The organism is Simiaoa sp., from assembly GCF_051972595.1.
In the GTDB taxonomy this organism is placed as follows: domain Bacteria; phylum Bacillota; class Clostridia; order Lachnospirales; family Lachnospiraceae; genus Acetatifactor; species Acetatifactor hominis.
Window position 1 is genome coordinate 1 of the sequence record NZ_JBOKRY010000012.1, and the last position, 20,352, is coordinate 20,352.

20 protein-coding genes are annotated in these 20,352 nt (G+C 46.3%); 19 read left to right on the forward strand and 1 reads right to left on the reverse strand.

From position 1 onward, the window contains the following. Nucleotides 1-79 precede the first annotated feature (79 nt). Nucleotides 80-631: a TetR/AcrR family transcriptional regulator C-terminal domain-containing protein gene (locus ACTRDR_RS06305; RefSeq protein WP_176864322.1), complete on the reverse strand. Its 552-nt coding sequence runs from the start codon at nucleotides 629-631 to the stop codon at nucleotides 80-82. 365 nt (nucleotides 632-996) lie between these two features. Here ACTRDR_RS06305 and ACTRDR_RS06310 point away from each other — a divergent pair, with 365 nt between their 5' ends. The 19 genes from ACTRDR_RS06310 (at nucleotide 997) to ACTRDR_RS06400 (ending at nucleotide 20,344) form a co-directional block, all read left to right on the forward strand. Next, on the forward strand, nucleotides 997-1,389 hold the full coding sequence (locus ACTRDR_RS06310; protein ID WP_440526543.1) for a hypothetical protein: 393 nt from the start codon (nucleotides 997-999) through the stop codon (nucleotides 1,387-1,389). 66 nt (nucleotides 1,390-1,455) lie between these two features. Further along, nucleotides 1,456-2,313 (forward strand): DUF5685 family protein, encoded by an 858-nt coding sequence (locus ACTRDR_RS06315; protein WP_440526544.1) that lies wholly within the window; start codon nucleotides 1,456-1,458, stop codon nucleotides 2,311-2,313. Further along, nucleotides 2,303-3,031: a DnaJ domain-containing protein gene (locus ACTRDR_RS06320; RefSeq protein WP_176864312.1), complete on the forward strand. Its 729-nt coding sequence runs from the start codon at nucleotides 2,303-2,305 to the stop codon at nucleotides 3,029-3,031. Before ACTRDR_RS06315 ends, ACTRDR_RS06320 begins: the two co-directional genes overlap by 11 nt. A 206-nt stretch (nucleotides 3,032-3,237) precedes the next feature. Next, entirely contained in the window at nucleotides 3,238-5,364 is a 2,127-nt protein-coding gene (gene nrdD / locus ACTRDR_RS06325) for an anaerobic ribonucleoside-triphosphate reductase (protein ID WP_440526545.1), read from the forward strand. A gap of 32 nt (nucleotides 5,365-5,396) precedes the next feature. Further along, a complete protein-coding gene (gene nrdG, locus ACTRDR_RS06330) occupies nucleotides 5,397-5,918 on the forward strand; it encodes an anaerobic ribonucleoside-triphosphate reductase activating protein (protein ID WP_176864308.1) in 522 nt (173 codons plus the stop codon). 69 nt (nucleotides 5,919-5,987) lie between these two features. Beyond that, a complete protein-coding gene (locus tag ACTRDR_RS06335) occupies nucleotides 5,988-8,402 on the forward strand; it encodes an HD domain-containing phosphohydrolase (protein WP_440526546.1) in 2,415 nt (804 codons plus the stop codon). A 299-nt stretch (nucleotides 8,403-8,701) separates the two neighbouring features. Then, a complete protein-coding gene (locus ACTRDR_RS06340; RefSeq protein WP_176864296.1) occupies nucleotides 8,702-9,205 on the forward strand; it encodes an SEC-C metal-binding domain-containing protein in 504 nt (167 codons plus the stop codon). A gap of 82 nt (nucleotides 9,206-9,287) precedes the next feature. Further along, entirely contained in the window at nucleotides 9,288-9,884 is a 597-nt protein-coding gene (locus tag ACTRDR_RS06345) for an HdeD family acid-resistance protein (protein ID WP_440526547.1), read from the forward strand. Between the two features lie 37 nt (nucleotides 9,885-9,921). Next, nucleotides 9,922-10,356, forward strand: a complete 435-nt coding sequence (locus ACTRDR_RS06350; protein ID WP_176864292.1) for a CBS domain-containing protein — start codon at nucleotides 9,922-9,924, stop codon at nucleotides 10,354-10,356. Nucleotides 10,357-10,388: 32 nt separating this feature from the next. Beyond that, nucleotides 10,389-10,913, forward strand: a complete 525-nt coding sequence (locus tag ACTRDR_RS06355; RefSeq protein ID WP_022313203.1) for an adenine phosphoribosyltransferase — start codon at nucleotides 10,389-10,391, stop codon at nucleotides 10,911-10,913. Nucleotides 10,914-10,948: 35 nt separating this feature from the next. Continuing rightward, nucleotides 10,949-13,267: a RelA/SpoT family protein gene (locus ACTRDR_RS06360; RefSeq protein ID WP_440526548.1), complete on the forward strand. Its 2,319-nt coding sequence runs from the start codon at nucleotides 10,949-10,951 to the stop codon at nucleotides 13,265-13,267. Between the two features lie 56 nt (nucleotides 13,268-13,323). After that, complete coding sequence (locus tag ACTRDR_RS06365; protein WP_440526549.1) at nucleotides 13,324-13,986, forward strand: MBL fold metallo-hydrolase; 663 nt, start codon at nucleotides 13,324-13,326, stop codon at nucleotides 13,984-13,986. 236 nt (nucleotides 13,987-14,222) lie between these two features. Further along, on the forward strand, nucleotides 14,223-15,695 hold the full coding sequence (hemZ, locus tag ACTRDR_RS06370) for a coproporphyrinogen dehydrogenase HemZ (protein ID WP_440526550.1): 1,473 nt from the start codon (nucleotides 14,223-14,225) through the stop codon (nucleotides 15,693-15,695). Between the two features lie 102 nt (nucleotides 15,696-15,797). Continuing rightward, nucleotides 15,798-16,565, forward strand: coding sequence for a zinc ribbon domain-containing protein (locus ACTRDR_RS06375; protein WP_440526551.1), 768 nt, complete (start codon nucleotides 15,798-15,800; stop codon nucleotides 16,563-16,565). Between the two features lie 81 nt (nucleotides 16,566-16,646). Further along, entirely contained in the window at nucleotides 16,647-16,802 is a 156-nt protein-coding gene (locus ACTRDR_RS06380) for a GNAT family N-acetyltransferase (RefSeq protein ID WP_440526552.1), read from the forward strand. 205 nt (nucleotides 16,803-17,007) lie between these two features. Further along, complete coding sequence (locus ACTRDR_RS06385) at nucleotides 17,008-17,757, forward strand: response regulator transcription factor (protein WP_440526553.1); 750 nt, start codon at nucleotides 17,008-17,010, stop codon at nucleotides 17,755-17,757. Between the two features lie 209 nt (nucleotides 17,758-17,966). Next, nucleotides 17,967-18,326 carry a P-II family nitrogen regulator gene (locus ACTRDR_RS06390; RefSeq protein ID WP_178774080.1) on the forward strand — a complete coding sequence of 120 codons (360 nt, stop codon included), beginning with the start codon at nucleotides 17,967-17,969 and terminating at the stop codon, nucleotides 18,324-18,326. A 19-nt stretch (nucleotides 18,327-18,345) separates the two neighbouring features. Next, complete coding sequence (locus tag ACTRDR_RS06395; protein WP_440526554.1) at nucleotides 18,346-19,455, forward strand: ABC transporter ATP-binding protein; 1,110 nt, start codon at nucleotides 18,346-18,348, stop codon at nucleotides 19,453-19,455. A 10-nt stretch (nucleotides 19,456-19,465) separates the two neighbouring features. Next, the gene (locus ACTRDR_RS06400; RefSeq protein ID WP_440526555.1) at nucleotides 19,466-20,344 is read left to right on the forward strand and encodes an ABC transporter permease; all 879 of its coding nucleotides are present in this window, start codon (nucleotides 19,466-19,468) and stop codon (nucleotides 20,342-20,344) included. Nucleotides 20,345-20,352: the final 8 nt, after the last annotated feature.

Genomic DNA, 20,352 nt, shown 5'->3' on the forward strand with positions numbered 1-20,352 from the left:
AGTCATGACACAAGAAAAGCTCCCTCACAGGAAGGAGCTTTGTCTACAGTCTGAAGGCAGGTCATTAAGACCTGTCTTTTTATATCTCCGGATACTGGATCATGTCCAGGATCGGCGTCCGCATTATGTACTGATAAGCTTCAAAAATTTTCTCCGCAGGCACGTCTTTGGTAGAAGAGAGCCAAAGCTTCAGGATCTCGATCAATAATAGGGCATTATAATGCGCCAGCGATTGCGGAGTGATCAGATCGCAGGGCATTTTCTTCATGGGATGTCTGGATAGAATACAGAAAAAAGTCTCTTCGCAGTAATGGGCAAAAAATTCTCCGAAGCTGTTCTGACCTGTGATCTCAAAAAGCCTGCGGTAATATTCCTTATTTTTCTCAAAGCAGATAAACATCAGCTTAATGGCTTCGTGTTCCATGTCATTTTCAATCATGACTTCGACCTTGCTGCCGATATCCCGGTCAAACAAGAACTCGATCACTTCGTATTTATCCTGAAAATAATTATAGAAAGTCGGGCGGATCACATGAGCACCATCCGTGATCATTTTAATGGATATCTTCTGAAAAGGCACGGTAAGCACAAGTGTCCGAAAGCTGTCTGCCAATAATTCCTTTGTCTTCATCACATGACTCCTTTTCCCATAAAAAGAACCAAGATAGAGATATTATAAACAAAAAATAGCCGTTTCTCAACCCAAAACGACAAAAGCTCATTCCACCGACTTACAGTCACCGGAATCCGTGGAGCATCTGTGTGGAAAATGTGCGGAGTATGCAAAAAACTGGGATGTGCGGGCACAGGAGCTGTGGCAGAAGGATCGGAACAATAAATAATAGTTCTTTTACAAAAGTTTATATTTAGTTAATTGCTTTTTGCTTTTCGGCAGACCATAATGTAGCTAATATTCAGAGTCGGCTTCGCGAACGAGTCTCTGAAAGACTAGGATAATGTATCCCCTGCATGGTGGCGGACGAAAGGTGGCACTTCATGAAAGAGAAGTTACAGCGTTTCATGTGGGGGCGTTATGGCAATGACCGCTTCAATCAGTTTCTGCTGATTGTGGCTTTGGTCTGCCTGGCGCTCTCTTTTTTTGGTCTGAGAATATTTTATGTGTTGGCTCTTGCCCTGCTGGTTTATGTCTATTACCGGATGTTTTCCAGAAATATGAGCAAGAGAAGCGCGGAGAACCAATGGTATCTCAAAAAAGAAATGAAGGTGCGCAGCTGGTGGCAGCGCCGGAAGCAGTTATTTGCCGGACGCAGGGATTATAAGATCTTTAAATGTCCCAAATGCGGACAGAAGCTCCGGGTGCCCAGACACAAAGGAAAGATTGCGATCCACTGCAGAAAATGCGGAGAGGAATTTATCCGCAAGACCTGACAGGACAGGCAGGATTACAAATGGAAAATAAGTAAAACCGGGAAATAAGAAAGGATGGTGAGTCAGATGTTCGGATATATTGTGGTCAATCAGTCGGAGATGAAATTCAAGGAGTATGATGTGTATCGATCCTATTACTGTGGATTATGCCAGAGCCTGAAGGAGCGCTACGGTGTGCTGGGGCAGCTTTCCCTGAATTACGATATGACCTTTATCCTGATGCTGCTTACCGGCTTATATGAACCAAAGGAGCAGGAGAATCAGTGCAGATGCGTGGCACATCCTCTGGAAAAGCATGCCACGAGAAGAAATCTGTTCACGGATTACGTGGCGGATATGACGGTGCTTTTTGCCTGCTATAAGGCGGAGGATGACTGGGAGGACGAAAACAGCCTGCGAGGATTGGCGTACAGCCATCTCCTGGAGAGAAAAATCCATAAAAAGCCTTTGCTGTATGGAGAAAAAGTGAAAAACATCGCACTGGCAATGCAGGATTTTGCAGATGCGGAAAAGCAGGGAAATGCGGACATCGATACCATGGCAGGACTGTTTGGAAAAGTTATGGCGCAGATCGTATCCTGCCGCGAGGATGAATGGAAGGATAATCTGGCGAGACTGGGATTTTTCCTCGGAAAATTTATCTACCTGCTGGATGCCTACGAGGATGTTGAACAGGATATCAAAAAAGGAACCTACAATCCGCTAAAGAAACGTTATGCGGAGCCCGGCTTCGAGGAGGAATGCAGACAGATCCTGACTATGATGATGTCAGAGTGCTGTAAGGAATTCGAACAGCTTCCTATATTACAAAATGTGGATATTTTGCGGAATATTCTGTATTCCGGTGTATGGTGCCGCTATGAGATCGTGCGGAAAAAACGGGAAAAAGACAATGCAAAAGAGGTAACGGAAAATGAATTATGATCCGTATAGTGTCCTGGGGGTGAGCAGAGATGCTTCCGAGGAAGAAATCAAAAAAGCATATAAGACCCTGAGCAGAAAATATCATCCCGATGCCAATATCAATAATCCCAACAAGGATCAGGCGGAAGAAAAGTTCAAGGAGATACAGGCAGCCTATCAGCAGATCATGAAGGAACGAACAGAAGGTTACAGCTACGGCGGTGGATATGGCAGCCGCGGAAGCAGCTATGATCAGAGACAGAGTTATGGCGGCTTCGGTCAGGACTTTGGGGACTTCTGGCAGCAGGCCGGATGGCAGCAGCAGACTTCCGGATATGAGGAAGAGCCCAGACTGCGGGCAGCCGGCAATTACATCAGAAACGGTTATTACAGAGAGGCAAGAAATACCCTGGACGGCATGGGGGAGCATGAAAAGACTGCCAGATGGTACTATTACAGTGCCATGGCTCATATGGGACTGGGAAACAATGTGGCAGCTTTGGAGCATGCAGGAAAAGCAGCGTCACTGGAACCGCAGAATATGGAATACCAGATGCTGCTGCAGAGACTTCAGAGCGGCGGACAATGGTATGAGAGCAGACAGGCTGCGTATGGCTATCCCAATATGAGTGGGAATGACCTGTGCCTGAAAATCTGCCTGGCGAACCTGTTCTGCAATCTGTGCTGCGGTGGTGGCGGTCTGTGCTTCGGAGGGTATGGTGGAAGAGGAATGTTTTAAAAAAGGTACTTGCTTTTTCTAGGTTTCCTCACTATAATAAATATACAAGATGTAGATGCGAAATGAATTTTAAAGCACAAAATCTAGTAATATACTATGATTTGCGTAGAGAGTCGTGTCGGGAACTTGCTTCCGATGCGGCTTTTCTTTCGGCTTATGCAGAAATTCGCATCTCGATGGGAATGATATAAAGTGAGGGAACAGCAATGAAGATTCAGAAGAGAGACGGCAGAGTAGTGCCTTATGAAGAGGACAAGATCCGGGAAGCGATCCATAAGGCGAACAACGAAGTGGAGGAGCGGTATCGTGCCAGCGAGGGATTGATTGAAGAGATCCTGGAGGATGTGCAGCAAGAGGGTAAACAGACCCAGACCGTGGAGCATATTCAGGATATGATCGAGGAACATCTGGTAGAGCACAACAAATATACCTTGGCGAAGAAGTATATTGTATACCGTTACCAGAGAAGTCTGCTCCGCAAATCCAACACCACGGATGAATCCATTTTAAAACTGATCCGGAATGAGAATAAGGAACTGGCGGAGGAAAATTCCAATAAAAATACCCGCCTGGCATCCACACAGAGAGACTATATTGCAGGCGAAGTGTCCCGCGATGTTACCAGACGTCTGCTTCTGCCGGAGCATATTGCTATGGCACATGATAACGGTGTGCTGCATTTCCATGATGCGGATTATTTTATCCAGCCGATCTTCAACTGCTGTCTGATCAATATCAAGGACATGTTGGACAACGGTACTTCCATCAATGGCAAAATGATCGAATCGCCCAAGAGCTTCCAGGTGGCATGTACCGTGACCACCCAGATCATCGCAGCCGTAGCCAGCAACCAGTACGGCGGACAGAGCGTCAATATCAAGCATCTGGGAAAATATCTGCGTAAGAGCAGGGAAAAATTTGCAAAACAGCTGGAGGACGAGTTCGGAGATACCCTGGATCAGGCAGCCAAGGATAAGATCGTACAGATGCGCCTGCACGATGAATTAAAATCCGGTGTGCAGACCATCCAGTACCAGATCAATACCTTGATGACCACCAACGGACAGTCTCCTTTCGTGACATTGTTTTTGCATATTGATGAGAACGATGAATATGTGGAAGAGACCGTACAGATCATTATGGAGATCCTGCGTCAGCGCATCGAGGGAACCAAGAATGAAAAGGGTGTCTATGTGACTCCCGCTTTCCCGAAGTTAGTCTATGTGCTGGATGAAAATAACTGCTTAAAGGGCGGAAAATACGACTATGTGACCAAGCTGGCCGCACAGTGCTCCGCTAAGAGAATGTACCCCGACTATATCTCTGCCAAGAAGATGCGTGAGAACTACGAGGGCAATGTATTTTCCTGCATGGGCTGCCGCTCTTTCCTGTCTCCATGGAAGGATGAAAACGGAGAGTACAAGTGGGAAGGTCGTTTTAATCAGGGCGTTGTCAGCATCAACCTGCCCCAGATCGGTATCCTGGCAAAAGGAAACGAGGAGAAGTTCTGGAAACTGTTGGACGAGCGTCTGGAGTTGTGTTATGAAGCACTGATGTGCCGCCATAAGGCACTGGAGGGTGTGGTATCCGATGTGAGCCCCATCCACTGGCAGTACGGCGCCATTGCCCGCCTGAAGAAGGGTGAGACCATCGATAAATACCTGCATAACGGTTATTCCACCATGTCTCTGGGATATATCGGATTGTATGAGACGACCTATCTGATGAAGGGATGCAGCCAGACCGTGGAGCCCGGCAAGGAATTCGCCCTGCGCATTATGGATTATATGAAGGATCGCTGCGCAAAATGGAAAGAGGAGACCGGCATTGCTTTCAGCCTCTACGGAACTCCCGCAGAGACACTTTGCTACCGTTTTGCAAGGATCGACCGTGAAAAATACGGTGATATTTCCAATGTCACCGATAAAGGATACTATACAAATTCTTATCATGTGGATGTACGGGAGAAAATCGACGCATTTACAAAATTTAAGATTGAGAGTGAGTTCCAGAATAAGTCTTTGGGCGGAGCTATCTCTTATGTGGAAGTGCCGAACCTGACCAATAATGTGGAAGCCATCGAGGAAGTGATCCGCTTCATCTATGACAATATCCAGTACGGAGAGTTCAATACCAAATCCGATTATTGCCAGGTATGTGGCTATGATGGTGAGATCATGATCAATGATAACATGGAGTGGGAATGTCCCCAGTGTCATAACAAGGATCATGCGAAGATGAATGTCACCAGAAGAACCTGCGGCTATCTGGGAGAGAACTTCTGGAATGCCGGCAAGACCAAGGAGATCAAGGCAAGAGTTCTTCATCTGTAATGTGCAGATAGTAAAAGGGAAGGAAATGTCCTATGAATTATGCAACGATCAAGAAAACAGATGTGGCAAACGGCCCCGGAGTCCGGGTATCATTGTTCGTCAGCGGCTGTACCCATCATTGCAAGGGATGCTTTAACAGCGAAGCCTGGGATTTTCATTACGGACAGGCATACACAGAGGAAACAGAGAAAGAAATTCTGCTGGCACTGGCCCCGGACTATATCCGGGGCTTGAGCTTACTGGGAGGGGAACCCATGGAGCCTGAGAACAGAGGAACCGTACTTTCTCTGGTGAAGAAAGTAAGAGAGCGATATCCGCAGAAGACCATCTGGTGCTATACGGGATATCATTTTGACAGGGATCTGCTTCGTTGGATGGAAGAAGGGGATCCGGTGATCACAGAACTTCTGCCGCTTTTGGATGTGATTGTGGATGGAGAATTTATCGAGGAGAGGAAGAATCTGCGGCTGGCCTTCCGGGGATCGGAGAATCAGAGAATCCTGGATGTGCAGTTGTCTTTAAAAGAAAAATGTGGTAAACTCTTAGCTATATAGAGGATATGGGACGAATGGGGATAACGTTCCAGCACAAGGGAAATAAAGCATGAGGGAGTAAAATTAAGTATGGAGAGTTTTCTGGATACGATATGGAATAGAAACCTCTATATTGGTATTCCGTTGGGAGCTTTTTGCTGCTCCCTTTTTCTGCTGTTCTGTTTTTTCAATACCATGAGGAACCGGACAATCCGCGGTCTTCGGCTGGTGCTGACCGCCTGCCTGATCTGGACGGGCAGTGTGAGCCTTATGAGACTTGGGATATTTCCCGGAATTACTTTCTGGCATAATTTCGCCCTGCTTGGTCTTTTGATGATCCCGATGTTCATGTATGTGTTTCTGTTTGGATTTTTGGAGATTACGGAGCATGATGCCCTGATCTACATTTATGGTGTGCTGACGCTGGCACTGGTGTTGGGAAATGCAAGGAGTGGTACTATCCTGCCGGCACCGGAGCTTGTGAACCGCGCGGATGGCACCTGTGTTTATGTGTATCATGCAACTGTCGGAACCGGTGTTCTCACAGCCATGGAGATCGCAGTAATGATCTATGCCACTTATCTTGCACATTGTAAGATAGGAGACAATAAGGAGCTGCGTAAAAAGCTGTTTCCCCTGCTGCTTGGAACGGTGTTTATTCTGGGAGGAAATATGCTCTGCATGCTGCCCGGAAGTGTATTCCCTTTCGATATGCTGGGCAGTGTGGGGATGGCAATATGCATGGTATATATCATGTACAAGCAGTATCTGTTTGATTTTTCGTATCGGGCAACGGTAGGTGCGGTGTATTTTCTGGCAGTGATCGTGGCGGCAATTCCGGTGGTGATCCTGTCTTATAATCTGGAAATCGTGACAGGCAGCCTTGGACAGACAGCAGTGCAGAGGCTGATCTTATGCATTACCCTGCAGTCGGGATGGACCGTACTTGTTATCCTTTTCGCCAGGAAGCAGCTGGAGAATATTCTATATCAGAAGCAGAAGCATATGTTGGAGGGAATCCGACAATTTCAGGACAGGGCGGCATCCATTCTGAGCCGCAGAGAGCTGTTTGCTACACTGCATGATATTCTGGGCGATGCGATCCCCGGATGTGAAGCCAGGATCTTCGAGAAGAATTCGAATGGAGAAGGGTATCACGAAGCGGTACAGAGCGGACATATTCCATTAAGTAAGGAAGAAGCAGCCGGGATCTGTGACCTGGTGAAACAGGATAATATCCCGGAGCGGACAGTGATCGCAACCTTAAGATATGATAATCAGATCTGCGGGTTTATCTATATGGAGCGGATGCGGGCAAATAAGCTCAATTATCAGGAAGTGGACTGCATAAGACAATTGGCGAACATTGCATCCGGAAGCCTGAAAAATATTGATGCCTATGAAAGAGTATATCAGGTATCTATTCACGATGAACTGACAGGCCTGTACAACCGCACCTATTGCAACAGATGTCTGCAAAAGGAGGACGCTCTCGGAGATGCGAGAGGCTTCCTGTATATGGATATGGACAATTTTAAATTGTATAATGATCTGTACGGAGAGCAGACCGGAGACCGGATCTTAAAATGGTGTGCGAAGAAATTGCAGGAAAATGCGGAGCACGGCAAAGTATTCCGCGTAGGCTCCAATGAATTCCTGATTTCTGTGCCGGAGACTGGCAGTAAGACACTGGTGGCACTGGCGGAAATGCTGACCCGTGCAGTACAGGAGAATGGCGTGGACAAACCACAGGTCATGCAGCCGATTACCTTCAGTGTCGGTGTGGCATGGCATCCCGGACTGGCGTCGGATGCACCGGATCTTTTTCAAAAGGCGAAGCAGGCAGCTTTTTATGCAAAGCAAAACGGCAAGAACCGGATCCAGGTATATGAAGGAAATATTGACGCGGAGCGCAGGAATAAAGAGACCGGATATGAACAGGTGGCACCTACGGTGTATGCACTGGTGGCTGCCATCGACGCGAAGGATTCCTTTACCTTCCAGCATTCCACGAATGTATCTCAGTATGCAGTGCTGCTGGCACAGAAGCTGGGACTGCCGGGGGATGATATCCATACGGTAAAGGTGGCTGGATTATTACATGATATCGGTAAGATCGGAATTCCTGAGAGCATCCTGAAAAAGGCGGGAAAGCTTACGAATGAAGAATATGAGATCATGAAGAGCCATGTGCAAAAGTCCATCGAGATGATCCACTATCTTCCGAATATGAACTATGTGATCCCGGCGGTTGTGTCACACCACGAGAGATATGACGGCAAGGGATATCCCAGGGGCCTGAAGGGAGAAGGGATTCCTTTCCTGGGAAGAATTCTGGCGGTGTGTGACAGCTTTGATGCCATGATCTCCAAGAGAGCTTACAAGGAAGCACTCAGTGTGGAATATGCTATGGGAGAACTGGAGAAAAATAAGGGAACCCAGTTCGATCCGAAGGTGGCGGATGCATTTATTGAACTGATCAAAGAAGGAAAAGTTCCATTGTAAAAAAGAGGCACCGGAGGGTGCCTCTTTTCAAAAGGGGAGGATTAAGTATTATCGTATCTTCCGTAGGATCAAAGGAGGGGGTCCGATGATAGTAGTAGTCTGCCCGGGATCCGCCTCCGTTATACATCTGAGATTGATATTTTTTTGTTGTTTTTGAAGTGAAGATGTTATATACTATGATTAATCATTCGGTCAATAGGTGAACTGCCTGACTGCTTGTAGGCTGGGCAGTTTATCTATTGAGCGGATAAATCGTATGATTAAATATATAATTATTATGTAAGGATGGTATTACAATTATGAATTTAATGGAACAATGGAGATCAGTAGCATATAATGAGGCAACCGGTAAGGAGAAGCTGCAGCAACTTTGGGCAGCTTATTTTCAGGAGGAGAAGGAGATCTACGCACAGCTTCTGAAGAACCCCGATGAAGTAGTAAAGGGTACGGTGAAGGAACTGGCTGACAAGTTCAAAGTATCCCTGATGACCATGACCGGATTCCTGGATGGCATCAACGACAGCCTGGTAGAGAAGAACCCTCTCGATGATCTGGAAGAGGATACAGAGGTAAACTTAGGATTTGATAAGGCTCTTCTGTACAAGAACATGGTAGCGGCAGAGGCTGACTGGCTGTACAATCTGGAAGAGTGGAACGCTATTTTCGATGAAGAGACCCGTAAGGAACTCTACAAAGAGCAGAAATCTTCCACTACGATTGTGAAGGAGCAGAAGGTTTATCCCAACGACCCCTGTCCTTGCGGAAGCGGCAAGAAGTATAAAAAGTGCTGCGGCAGAAAGTAAATTGAACACAAAGGGGGTTTTCCGCAGGTTTGCAGAGAGCCCCTTTTTCGTTATAGGAGTTTTAGGAAAGGAAGGGTTACATATGAAAATGTTAAAAGAATTGAAATGGGAAGCAATTCTTACCGGTGTGCTGTATATTCTCTTAGGAATCGTAGCACTGGTGATCCCGGAGACCATGCAGAAGACACTGGGGTATCTGATCGGTATCGTACTGATCGTGGCAGGTCTCATTTCTATCATCTGCTATCTGCTCAGAGATGCCAGAGAGAACTATTATCACAATGAGTTTGTATTCGGTATTCTCGGAATCGTGTTGGGAGCAGTAGTCCTGTACAAGGTAGAGATCGTCATCTCCCTGATTCCCTTTATTCTGGGAGTACTGGTTCTGTGTAGCGGATGCAGCAAACTGCAGGATGCCATTGACCTGAAAAGACTGGGTTACAGCAGCTGGCTGGGACTTCTTATTGTGGCGGCAATCAACATCATTCTCGGAGTGGTACTGATCTACAATCCGTTCAAAGCAGCGATTCTGTTGTTCCGTGTTCTGGGAGTGGTACTGATCCTCAGTGGTGTCGGCGACTGCTTTTCCACTATCTATTTTGCGGAGAAATTACGCAGATTCAAACAGGAACAGGAAGCAGTGGAAGGCACTTATGAAGAGATAACTTCTGAAAAATAAACAGCATACAAGAAGAAAAACTGGCAGGAGGAACATTGTGAACATTGCATCTTTTTTGTCTCCGAAGGAAGAAGTTACTTTTCTTCGGGACGATATGACCATCAGGCAGGGGCTGGAGAAGATGAAACGCTACGGCTACACGGCGGTACCGGTGATCGATGCCGAGGACAGGTATGTGGGCGTAGTCAGTGAGGGAGATTTTCTGTGGAATATCTTAAGCCACAACAGTGAACTGGACAGCATTACCATGAAAAGTCTGGAGAAGCTGTCGATAAGGGATATCATCCAGAGCGGCAAGATCCGTCCGGTATGTATCGATACGAATATGGAAGAACTGCTGGGACAGGCGCAGATGCAGAACTTTGTACCGGTGATCGATGACAGAAATGTATTCATCGGAATTATTACCCGAAGCGAGATCATCAAATATTTTATTAAAAAACAGATTGAAGTAGCAGAAAAGCAGCTATAAATTCGTTAAATAAGAGAAAGGTGTGTAGAATCATGAAAAAGTTGGAAGAATATGTAAAGAGCATTCCCGATTTCCCGGAGAAGGGTATCATTTTCCGTGATGTCACAAGTGTACTGCAGGATGCGGACGGACTGCATCTGGCGATCGATACCATGCAGGAGAAGATCAAGGATCTGGATTATGATGTGGTAGTAGGTCCTGAGTCCCGCGGATTTATCTTCGGAACACCGATCGCATACAATAATCATAAGCCCTTTGTATTGATCCGCAAAAAGGGAAAGCTTCCCAGAGAGACCGTATCCGCCACGTATGATCTGGAATACGGTTCCGCTACCATCGAGATGCACAAGGACAGTATCAAGCCCGGTCAGAAAGTGCTTATCGTGGATGATCTGATCGCTACCGGAGGTACCACTGAGGCTATGATCAAACTGATCGAGTCTCTGGGCGGCGAAGTAGCCGGTGTGGTAGTGCTGATCGAACTGGCAGGACTGAAAGGCCGTGAGCGCATTAGCAAATATCGTCTGGAGTCAGCCATCTGCTACGAGGGAAAATAAGACATCGATAAAAATAATATGGAGCTGTTTCGTCTATGACAGAAGAGAAGAACGAAGTCATTTTTGATGATGACAAGATAAGTAAATCAGAAGAATTCGTGAATCCGGATGAATTGTATCAGGAGCTTATTCAATGTGTGCAAAAATATCATCCCAGTGATGATATCTCTATGATCGAGAAAGCCTATAAGGTCGCCAGCGAGGCTCACAAAAATCAGTTCCGGAAGTCCGGAGAGCCTTATATCATCCATCCATTGAATGTGGCAATCATTCTGGCGGATCTGAAACTGGATAAAGAGACCATCGTGGCAGGTATCCTGCACGATGTGGTGGAAGATACCGTGATGACGGAAGAGGATCTTAAGAGAGAATTCGGTGATGATGTTGCACTTCTGGTAGACGGCGTGACCAAACTGGAGAAGATTCCGCTGTCCGGCAGCAACGGAGAACAGTCAGATGCCAAGCTGGAGATGCAGGCGGAGAACCTGCGTAAGATGTTCCTCGCCATGGCGAAGGATATCCGCGTCATTATGATCAAGCTGGCGGATCGTCTGCACAATATGCGCACGTTGAAGTACAAGACGCCGGAGAGCCAGCAGAGGATTGCCAAGGAGACACTGGAGATCTATTGTCCCATCGCCCAGAGACTTGGTATCAGCAAACTGAAGATCGAACTGGATGACTTGTCACTGAAGTATCTGGAGCCGGATATCTATTATGATCTGGTGGATAAGATCGCTGTTCGTAAGAGCGTCCGTGAAAAATATATCCAGGGTATTGTGGATGAAGTCAGTGAACATATTAAGAATGCCGGCATCGAAGCCAAAGTCGATGGCCGTGTAAAGCATTTTTTCAGCATCTATAAGAAAATGAAGAACCAGCACAAGACGCTGGATCAGATCTATGACCTCTTCGCCGTGCGTATCATCGTGGAGACGGTGAAGGACTGTTATGCGGCACTGGGTGTGATCCATGAAATGTATAAACCCATTCCGGGGCGCTTCAAGGATTATATTGCCATGCCCAAAGCGAATATGTACCAGTCCCTGCATACGACGCTGATCGGCAGCAACGGACAGCCTTTCGAGATCCAGATCCGTACCTTTGAGATGCACCGCGTGGCGGAATACGGTATTGCCGCCCACTGGAAATACAAGGAGGCTTCCGACGGCAAGAAGCCGGAGGTACAGGAAGAAGAGAAGCTGGTATGGCTGCGCCAGATCCTGGAGTGGCAGCGGGACATGTCGGATAACAAGGAATTCATGAACCTGCTGAAGAACGATCTGGATCTGTTCTCTGACAGCGTATACTGCTTTACGCCTACCGGTGAGGTCAAGAACCTTCCGGCAGGATCTACCCCGATTGACTTTGCTTACAGCATTCATTCCGCCGTGGGTAACAAGATGGTGGGAGCGAGAGTCAACGGGAAACTTGTGACCATTGATTATAAGATCAACAACGGAGACCGGATCGAGATCATCACTTCGCAGAACTCCAAGGGCCCCAGCCGTGACTGGCTGAATGTGGTAAAAAGTACTCAGGCCAAGAACAAGATTAACCAGTGGTTCAAGAATGAGTTAAAGGAAGACAATATTTTAAAGGGCAAGGATCTGCTTTCCGGCTACTGCAAAGCCAGAGGCATCAACCTTGCAGGTCTCCAGAAGCAGGAGTATATGGATGCCATTATGCGCAAGTATGGATTCCGGGACTGGGATTCTGTGCTGGCGGCTATAGGACACGGTGCTCTGAAAGAGGGGCAGATCGTCAACAAGATGCAGGAGCTGTACGACCGTGACCATAAGAAAGAGATGACCAACGAGGAAGTTCTGGCAAGCATTGCGGAGAACAATGCGGCAAATGCGCAAAGTGGTGCGAACAAGCCTGTCCTCATGAAGTCCAAGAGCGGTATCGTGGTAAAGGGCATCGCGGATCTGTCAGTGCGTTTTTCCAAGTGCTGTTCTCCTGTGCCGGGGGATGAGATCGTGGGTTATGTGACCCGTGGAAGAGGTATCTCTATTCACCGTACCGACTGTATCAACATCATCAATCTGCCGGAGATGGAGAGGGCGAGATTGATCGATGCGGAATGGCAGCCGGAGGAGGCACATGCGGAGAAATATCTGGCGGAGATCAAGATCTATGCCAACAACCGTAATGGACTGTTAGCGGATATTTCCAAGGCGCTGACGGAGAAAAATATTGATATTATGTCCATGAACACCAGAACCAACAGACAGGGACTGGCAACGCTGCAGACGACCTTCGAGATCAGCGGCAGAGAGGAACTGAACCGTATCATTGACAAGATCCGGGGCATCGAGAGCGTCATTGACATCGAGAGAACCACAGGCTGATAAGGTGATGTCCGGAAAACGGCGGAACCTGTCGGGGAACAGAAAGTGAGATCATTATGAGCAATATCCGTATCGGACATATGACGCTGGGAATCTATCAGACCAACTGTTACTTTGTATACAGAGAGAACAGTGATAAAGTGCTGGTATTCGACCCCGCGGATCATGGAGAGAAAATTGAGGAGGCGCTTGGGCAGCACGGACTGCATACAGCAGCGATCCTTCTGACCCATGGACATTTCGACCATATCGGTGGCTGCGCAGAACTGAAGGCAGCAGCAGATACCTATGCCGGGGAGCATGGAGAGAACTCCGTGAAAATTTATGCCGGGGAGGCGGAGAAGGATTTCCTGCTGGATACGAAGAGTAACCTGTCGAAAGATATGGGACGCCCGGTAACGGTCACCGCGGATGTGTATCTGAAGGATGGCGAGGAACTGGATCTGGATGGCATCCGGATCAAAGTTCTGGCAACGCCCGGACATACCGCGGGCGGTGTCAGCTATTATTTTCCGGAGGGAGGTTTCCTGATCTGCGGGGATACCTTGTTCCAGGAATCCGTGGGCAGAACCGATTTCCCCACCGGCAGTATGAGTACGCTGGTGCGTTCGGTGAAGGAGAAGCTGTTTACTCTGCCGGAGGAGACGGTAGTCTATCCGGGACACGGCGACAGCACCACCATCGGACATGAGAAGAAATATAATCCGTTTTGTGTATAACTATTCAGAGCCATGTAAATAGCGTTAAATATTCGTCGAATGCTGGCATTCGTAAGAATATTATATGATATTTATATGGCGAAGTAACCACATGAGCAAAGGGAAAGCTGCGTAGCAGCGGCTTTGCGAATGGGGTTCTGAATAGTTATAATACTGAAATATATTCGGGCACAGAAAGAGTTATCTCTGTGCCTGTTTGATTCGCGATTCCTCCGACGAAAGGAATCGTCTGCGGAATGGAGATTACAATGAAAGTAGTGAAATTATCCCATCCTAACTATGAATATGATGTACATTCTCTGGTGAAGGCTTTTTATGCGGAGGACCAGGTCACGGTCATCACCCCGGAGACAAAACCGGAGAAGCTGGCAGAGCTGGAACCGCAGGTCAGTCTGGAAATCGAACTGGCCGAAACCGGTGCGAAGATCCGCGTGGGAGAAGAGGATTTTCTGTGGGATGCAGAGACGGAACCCATTGCAGATGGGTATAAGAACGGTCTGAAACGTTTCCTGTACCGTACCTTAAGCAAGGTGACCGGGCAGGAACTCCCCTGGGGAAACCTTACCGGGATCCGTCCCACGAAGATCGCCTATGGTATGCTGGATGAGGGCAGAAGTGATGCAGAGATTCTGGAATTCATGGAGCAGAGCCATTATGTCAGCGAAGAGAAGGCACTCTTGGGAATCGATATTGCGAAGAGAGAGCGGGATCTGTTAAAAGAGATTCATTATGAGGGCGGCTACAGCCTGTACATTGGGATTCCGTTCTGCCCTACAACCTGTCTCTATTGTTCCTTTACCTCTTATCCGATCGCTGCATTCCGCAGGCAGGTGGACGCTTATGTGGACGCTGTGATCAAAGAGATGGATTATGTGGCGGAGAATTTTAAGGACAAGGTACTGGATACCGTCTATATCGGCGGTGGTACGCCCACCACACTGGAACCGGAGCAGCTGGACCGTCTGATCACGGCATTAAAGTCCAAGTTTGATTTCTCTACCGTGAAGGAATTCACTGTGGAAGCCGGTCGTGCCGACAGCATCACCAGAGAGAAGCTGGAGGTATTACACCGTCACCAGGTCAGCCGTATCTCCGTGAATCCCCAGACTATGAAGCAGGAGACCCTGGATATCATCGGCAGAAAAGCCAGCGTGGAACAGGTACTTACGGCATATAGGCTGGCGAGAGAGGTCGGATTTGATAATATCAATATGGATCTGATCCTGGGACTGCCGGGAGAACTGGAGGCGGATGTACAGCGCACCATCGAAAAGATCGTGGAGCTGGCCCCGGACAGCCTGACCGTTCATTCCCTGGCGATCAAGCGTGCATCCCGCCTGAACCAGTGGATCCAGGAGAACGGCGTCTCCATGCTTCACAACACCGACGAAACCATGAAGATCGCGGCGGCGGGAGCTGAGAAGCTTGGAATGAAGCCTTATTACCTCTACCGACAGAAGAACATGTCAGGCAACTTCGAGAACACCGGCTACGCCCGTCCCGGCAAATACGGCCTGTACAACATCCTCATCATGGAGGAGAAACAGACCATTGTTGCTCTGGGCGCCGGAAGCATCACCAAGCGGGTCTTCCCCGATGGACGGATCGAGCGGTGTGATAATGTCAAGGATGTAGGGCTGTATATTGAGAAGATTGACGAGATGATTGAGCGCAAACAGCAGCTATTCTCAGAAGAAATAAAGTCATGACCAAAGAGTGCTGATCAAATCATATAGATAGATTGTGGCAACAGCAGGTTGCTTTTCAGAACATGAATTTGTCGATATGATATGGCTATGGAGGTGACGACTATGGAAACAAAAAATATTATTTTAAAGCTTCGTACGGAAAGAGGAATGTCACAGGACGAGCTGGCAGATAAAATCATGGTTACAAGGCAGGCGGTATCACGCTGGGAAAATGGAGATACCGTTCCCAATACTGATACACTTAAGCTCTTATCGAAAGAATTTGATGTTTCCATCAATACGCTTTTGGGAGAACCCAGAAAGCTGATCTGTCAGTGCTGCGGAATGCCAATTGATGATGATTCCATATTGGGACGAGATAAGGATGGCACATTAAATGAGGAGTATTGTAAGTGGTGCTATGCAGACGGAACGTACACATATAACGATATGGATGAATTGATCAACGTGTGTGTAAAGAATATGGTGAATGAAAACTTTACCGAAGAACAGGCACACTCTTATCTGAAAGAAATGCTTCCAAAGTTAGATTACTGGAAAAGGTATGATGAACTTAGTGATAATGGGCAGTTTGAAGAGTTTAAAAAGCAATTGATAAATGAAATTAATGATCTGCATATAGACGGACTTCCAAGGGTAGACAAACTAAATGCACTTGTGGGGAAATATGTGAATCTGGAATATACTCTGCCGAATGGTCAAAAAGTGAAATTCCTTGATGATCAGAAAACCTATCTGGGGAATCAACTGGAGTCTGAATTCGGAGGAGGCAGGTGTTTCGGTATTCTGGCAAACATGGATTTTATTCTGGTATGTACATATGAGAAGAATGGTGAAAATCCGGAGCTTCTGATTTACAAAAAGAGATAATATAAGCATAAAAAGTATTGACAAATAAACGACCGTTTCCATATAAAGAGAAAAAGAAACTGCCGGGACAGGAGGCATAGAGTGGTTGAAATTGGATATGGTCTGAAAGATGAATACCGGCATCACGGATATATGACAGAAGCAGTAAAAGAAATCACAGAATGGCTATTGTCACAGGACGGTGTAAAGCAGGTGGAGGCAGAAACCGATGCGGAAAATATAGCCGAGAGTAATTGAGATGCAGGAAACTAAAGCATAAGAGCCGGATTCAGTGTGTTTGCTGCGACAGGGTATAATGCAGACCGTATTGTCCAAAATGTAAATTGACGTGAGAGACGAAATATGATAGGATGCAGGAAATAAGGCAAAGAGGCTGTAAAAAGCTTCTTTGCCTTTTGTATAGGGAAAAGTTGATGGTATTGTGTACAAGGGAGGGTGAGCCATGAAGAAAATGGAAATAAATGACTGGATCATGTTGAATAACATCATTTATAAAATATATACGACAGAATGCTTTGATGATATGCGATATGAGCTCCTGGATCAGCTTAAGATGGTTTTGGATTTTGACAGCGCTGATTTTTATATGGCATCTACGGAAGAGGGAAAATTGTTGTGTGACCCCGTTACATACAACTGTGATATGGATCTGTCGGAAATGTACGAAGATCTTGATTACAGCAGAGGGATCGTGGCAAGCGGCAAGATGCTGATCTATAGGGAAACGGATATTATATCCGATGAAGTAAGGACACAGACAGATTATTATAAAAAGGTATATAAGCCAAATAACTGGCATTATGCACTACAGGTCGTTATTGCAAGGAATAAGAAATTTTTAGGTGCGATCACCTTTTACCGAACGATCGGAAAGGAGAACTTCCATTATGATGATATTTTTGTGCTGGATATTCTGAAGGATCATCTGGCCTACCGGTTGGAGCAGTTTTACAAATCAGGAGAAAACGGTATGGACAAAATAACAGTGACGGAGGCTGTTGCAAAGTATGATCTGACAAGACGTGAGCATACAATATTGAAACAGTTGATGTCAGGAAAGGATAATGCTCGAATATGTGATGAATTGGTTATTACACCGAATACATTAAAGAAGCATATCCTGAATATATACCACAAACTGGGAATAAAAAGCAGAGTTCAACTGTTTAAAATGGTAAAAGAATTTGAGTGACTACCACTTTTGGAGTAGAAAGATGGTAAAACTGAATTATTGAATTAGACAACTTAATGCGCTATATTCATAGAAACAAGAGAAAGACGCCAAAGCAAAGGGGCTTATCCGATTCGGACAAGCCCCTTTGCTGCGTAGAGCGTCTATAAGTGAAAGCGGGCATGAAGCAAGGCGGAAAGTCAGTCAAAAAGGTGAAGGAGGAAGGGAATATGAAGGAATTAGTAATATTAATCAGACCGGAGAAGCTTGAGGATGTAAAAAGGATTCTGGATGATATTAATTGTGGGGGTATGACCTTATCCACGGTGATGGGGTGCGGAACCCAGAAGGGAATCTCATCTGATACCGAGGAGACTGTAAATGAGATCCGAGGCTTTAAGACGACCATTAACTTACTTCCCAAGGTAAGAGTAGAGGTTGTCGTTGATGATAAAGATGTAGAGAAGATCGTTGAGAAGGTTCGGGAAACCTGTGTAACAGGTCATGTCGGAGACGGCAAGATATTTATCAGAGACATCATGGATGCAATCCGGATTCGTACCGGAGAGAGAGGAACGAAAGCACTTTAAGGGATGGAGAGGTGATTTCATGGGCAAGATCGTCGAGATAAAAGGTGTAAATAAAATTTATGGTGCCAATCATGTTGTGAAGGATCTGAACCTTTCCGTAGAGGAGGGGGAGTTCCTAACCATGTTAGGCTCATCCGGCTGCGGAAAAACAACCACACTGCGAATGATTGCCGGCTTTGAGGAGCCTACAACAGGAACGATCATGGTGGAAGGTGAGCGGGTCGAAGATAAGGAGCCATTTGAAAGGAATGTCAACACGGTATTTCAATCCTATGCACTTTTTCCGCACAAAACAATATATGACAATATTGCATACGGATTAAAAATGAAGAAGGTGCCGAAGGCAGAGATTAAGAAACGTGTGTCTGAAATGATGGAGATGGTTCAGCTTAGCGGGTTTGAAAAAAGGTATCCGTCACAGATGTCCGGAGGACAGAAGCAGAGAGTTGCCATCGCAAGGGCACTGATCAACAGACCGAGAGTACTTCTGTTAGATGAACCGTTAGGCGCACTGGATCTAAAGCTAAGGAAGCAGATGCAGCTCGAATTGAAAAGATTACAGAAGAAGCTGAATATCACATTCATCTATGTCACACATGACCAGGAGGAAGCCTTGACTATGAGCGATCGGATCGCCGTAATGCATGACGGCATCATTGACCAGCTGGCAACTCCGGCAGAGATTTATGAGCATCCGGCAACGAAGTTTGTAGCTACCTTCATCGGTGAAACAAATACCTATGATGGCTGCATCACCAGAATTGAAAACGGTGTTGCCACGCTGACATTGGAGAATGGAGCAGTATCCGTGAACTGTCCGGAAGACTTTTCTTTGTTGGAATATGCTACGATTTCGGTGCGGCCTGAGAAAATGAAATTTTCCATGGAACCGGTAGAAGGTTTTGAACTGACCGCCCAGGTAAAAGATTATATTTATGTAGGCTCGGTGCTGAAATGTATCATTTCACTTCCTAATGGGAATGAACTGAAAATGGAACGTCTGTCAGGTCAGGAACTGCCGGAAATAGGAAGCAGGTGTTTCCCGTATTGGAATGTAGAGGATGCAGTATTGATCCATAATGAAAGTCATTACATATTTGAGGAATTGAACAATATCCGGCTGGCTTAGGAGGTATCCTATGAAAAAAAAGAAAACGAAACACGAATTCCGTTCCAATACCCTGCCGGCACTGATCACAGTTGGTCCGGTTACTTTGATCATGATTCTGCTTATTGCAGTTCCTCTGATCTACGTGGCAGTGATGAGCTTTTGTTCCATTGACGAGTTTTATAATGTGACCTTTGAGTTTACGGTACAGAATTATATCAGACTTGCCAACACGGATTACTTAAGAATTTATGCACAGTCTTTGGGTATTGCATTTATAACAACAGTACTTTGTATTCTGATCGGATATCCTTTCTCGTACATCATAGCGCGTACAAAGAGCAGAAAGAAAAAAATTTTATATATGCTTGTTATTATTCCATTCTGGACAAATTCCCTGATCCGGATCTACGGTTGGAGAAATCTGTTGGGAACCAGTGGCTGGATCAATGGACTGCTGATGAAGCTGCACCTTGTAGGAGAACCGCTTGATCTCCTGTACAAGCAGGAAACAACGATTCTTGGTATGGTGTATTGCCTGATACCATTTATGATTTTACCGTTATATACCGCTATAGAAAAACTGGACGGATCCTTATTGGAGGCTTCCTCCGATCTGGGAGCACGACCGGTTGGTACGTTTTTTGAAGTAATTCTTCCGCTTACATCCGGTGGTATTTTTTCCGGAAGTCTTATGGTGTTTATTCCTTGCCTGGGATATTTCTTCGTATCGGATATCCTGGGTGGCGGCAATTCGGATGTGATCGGAAACCTGATAGAAAGACAGTTCCAGAGCGGAAATAACTGGCCGTTAGGAGCGGCATTATCCATCATTTTAATTGTAGTGACACTGATTCTCGTGAAAATCTACCAGAAGCTTGGCGGAGATATGGATGCTCTTGGAATATAGGGGGTGCT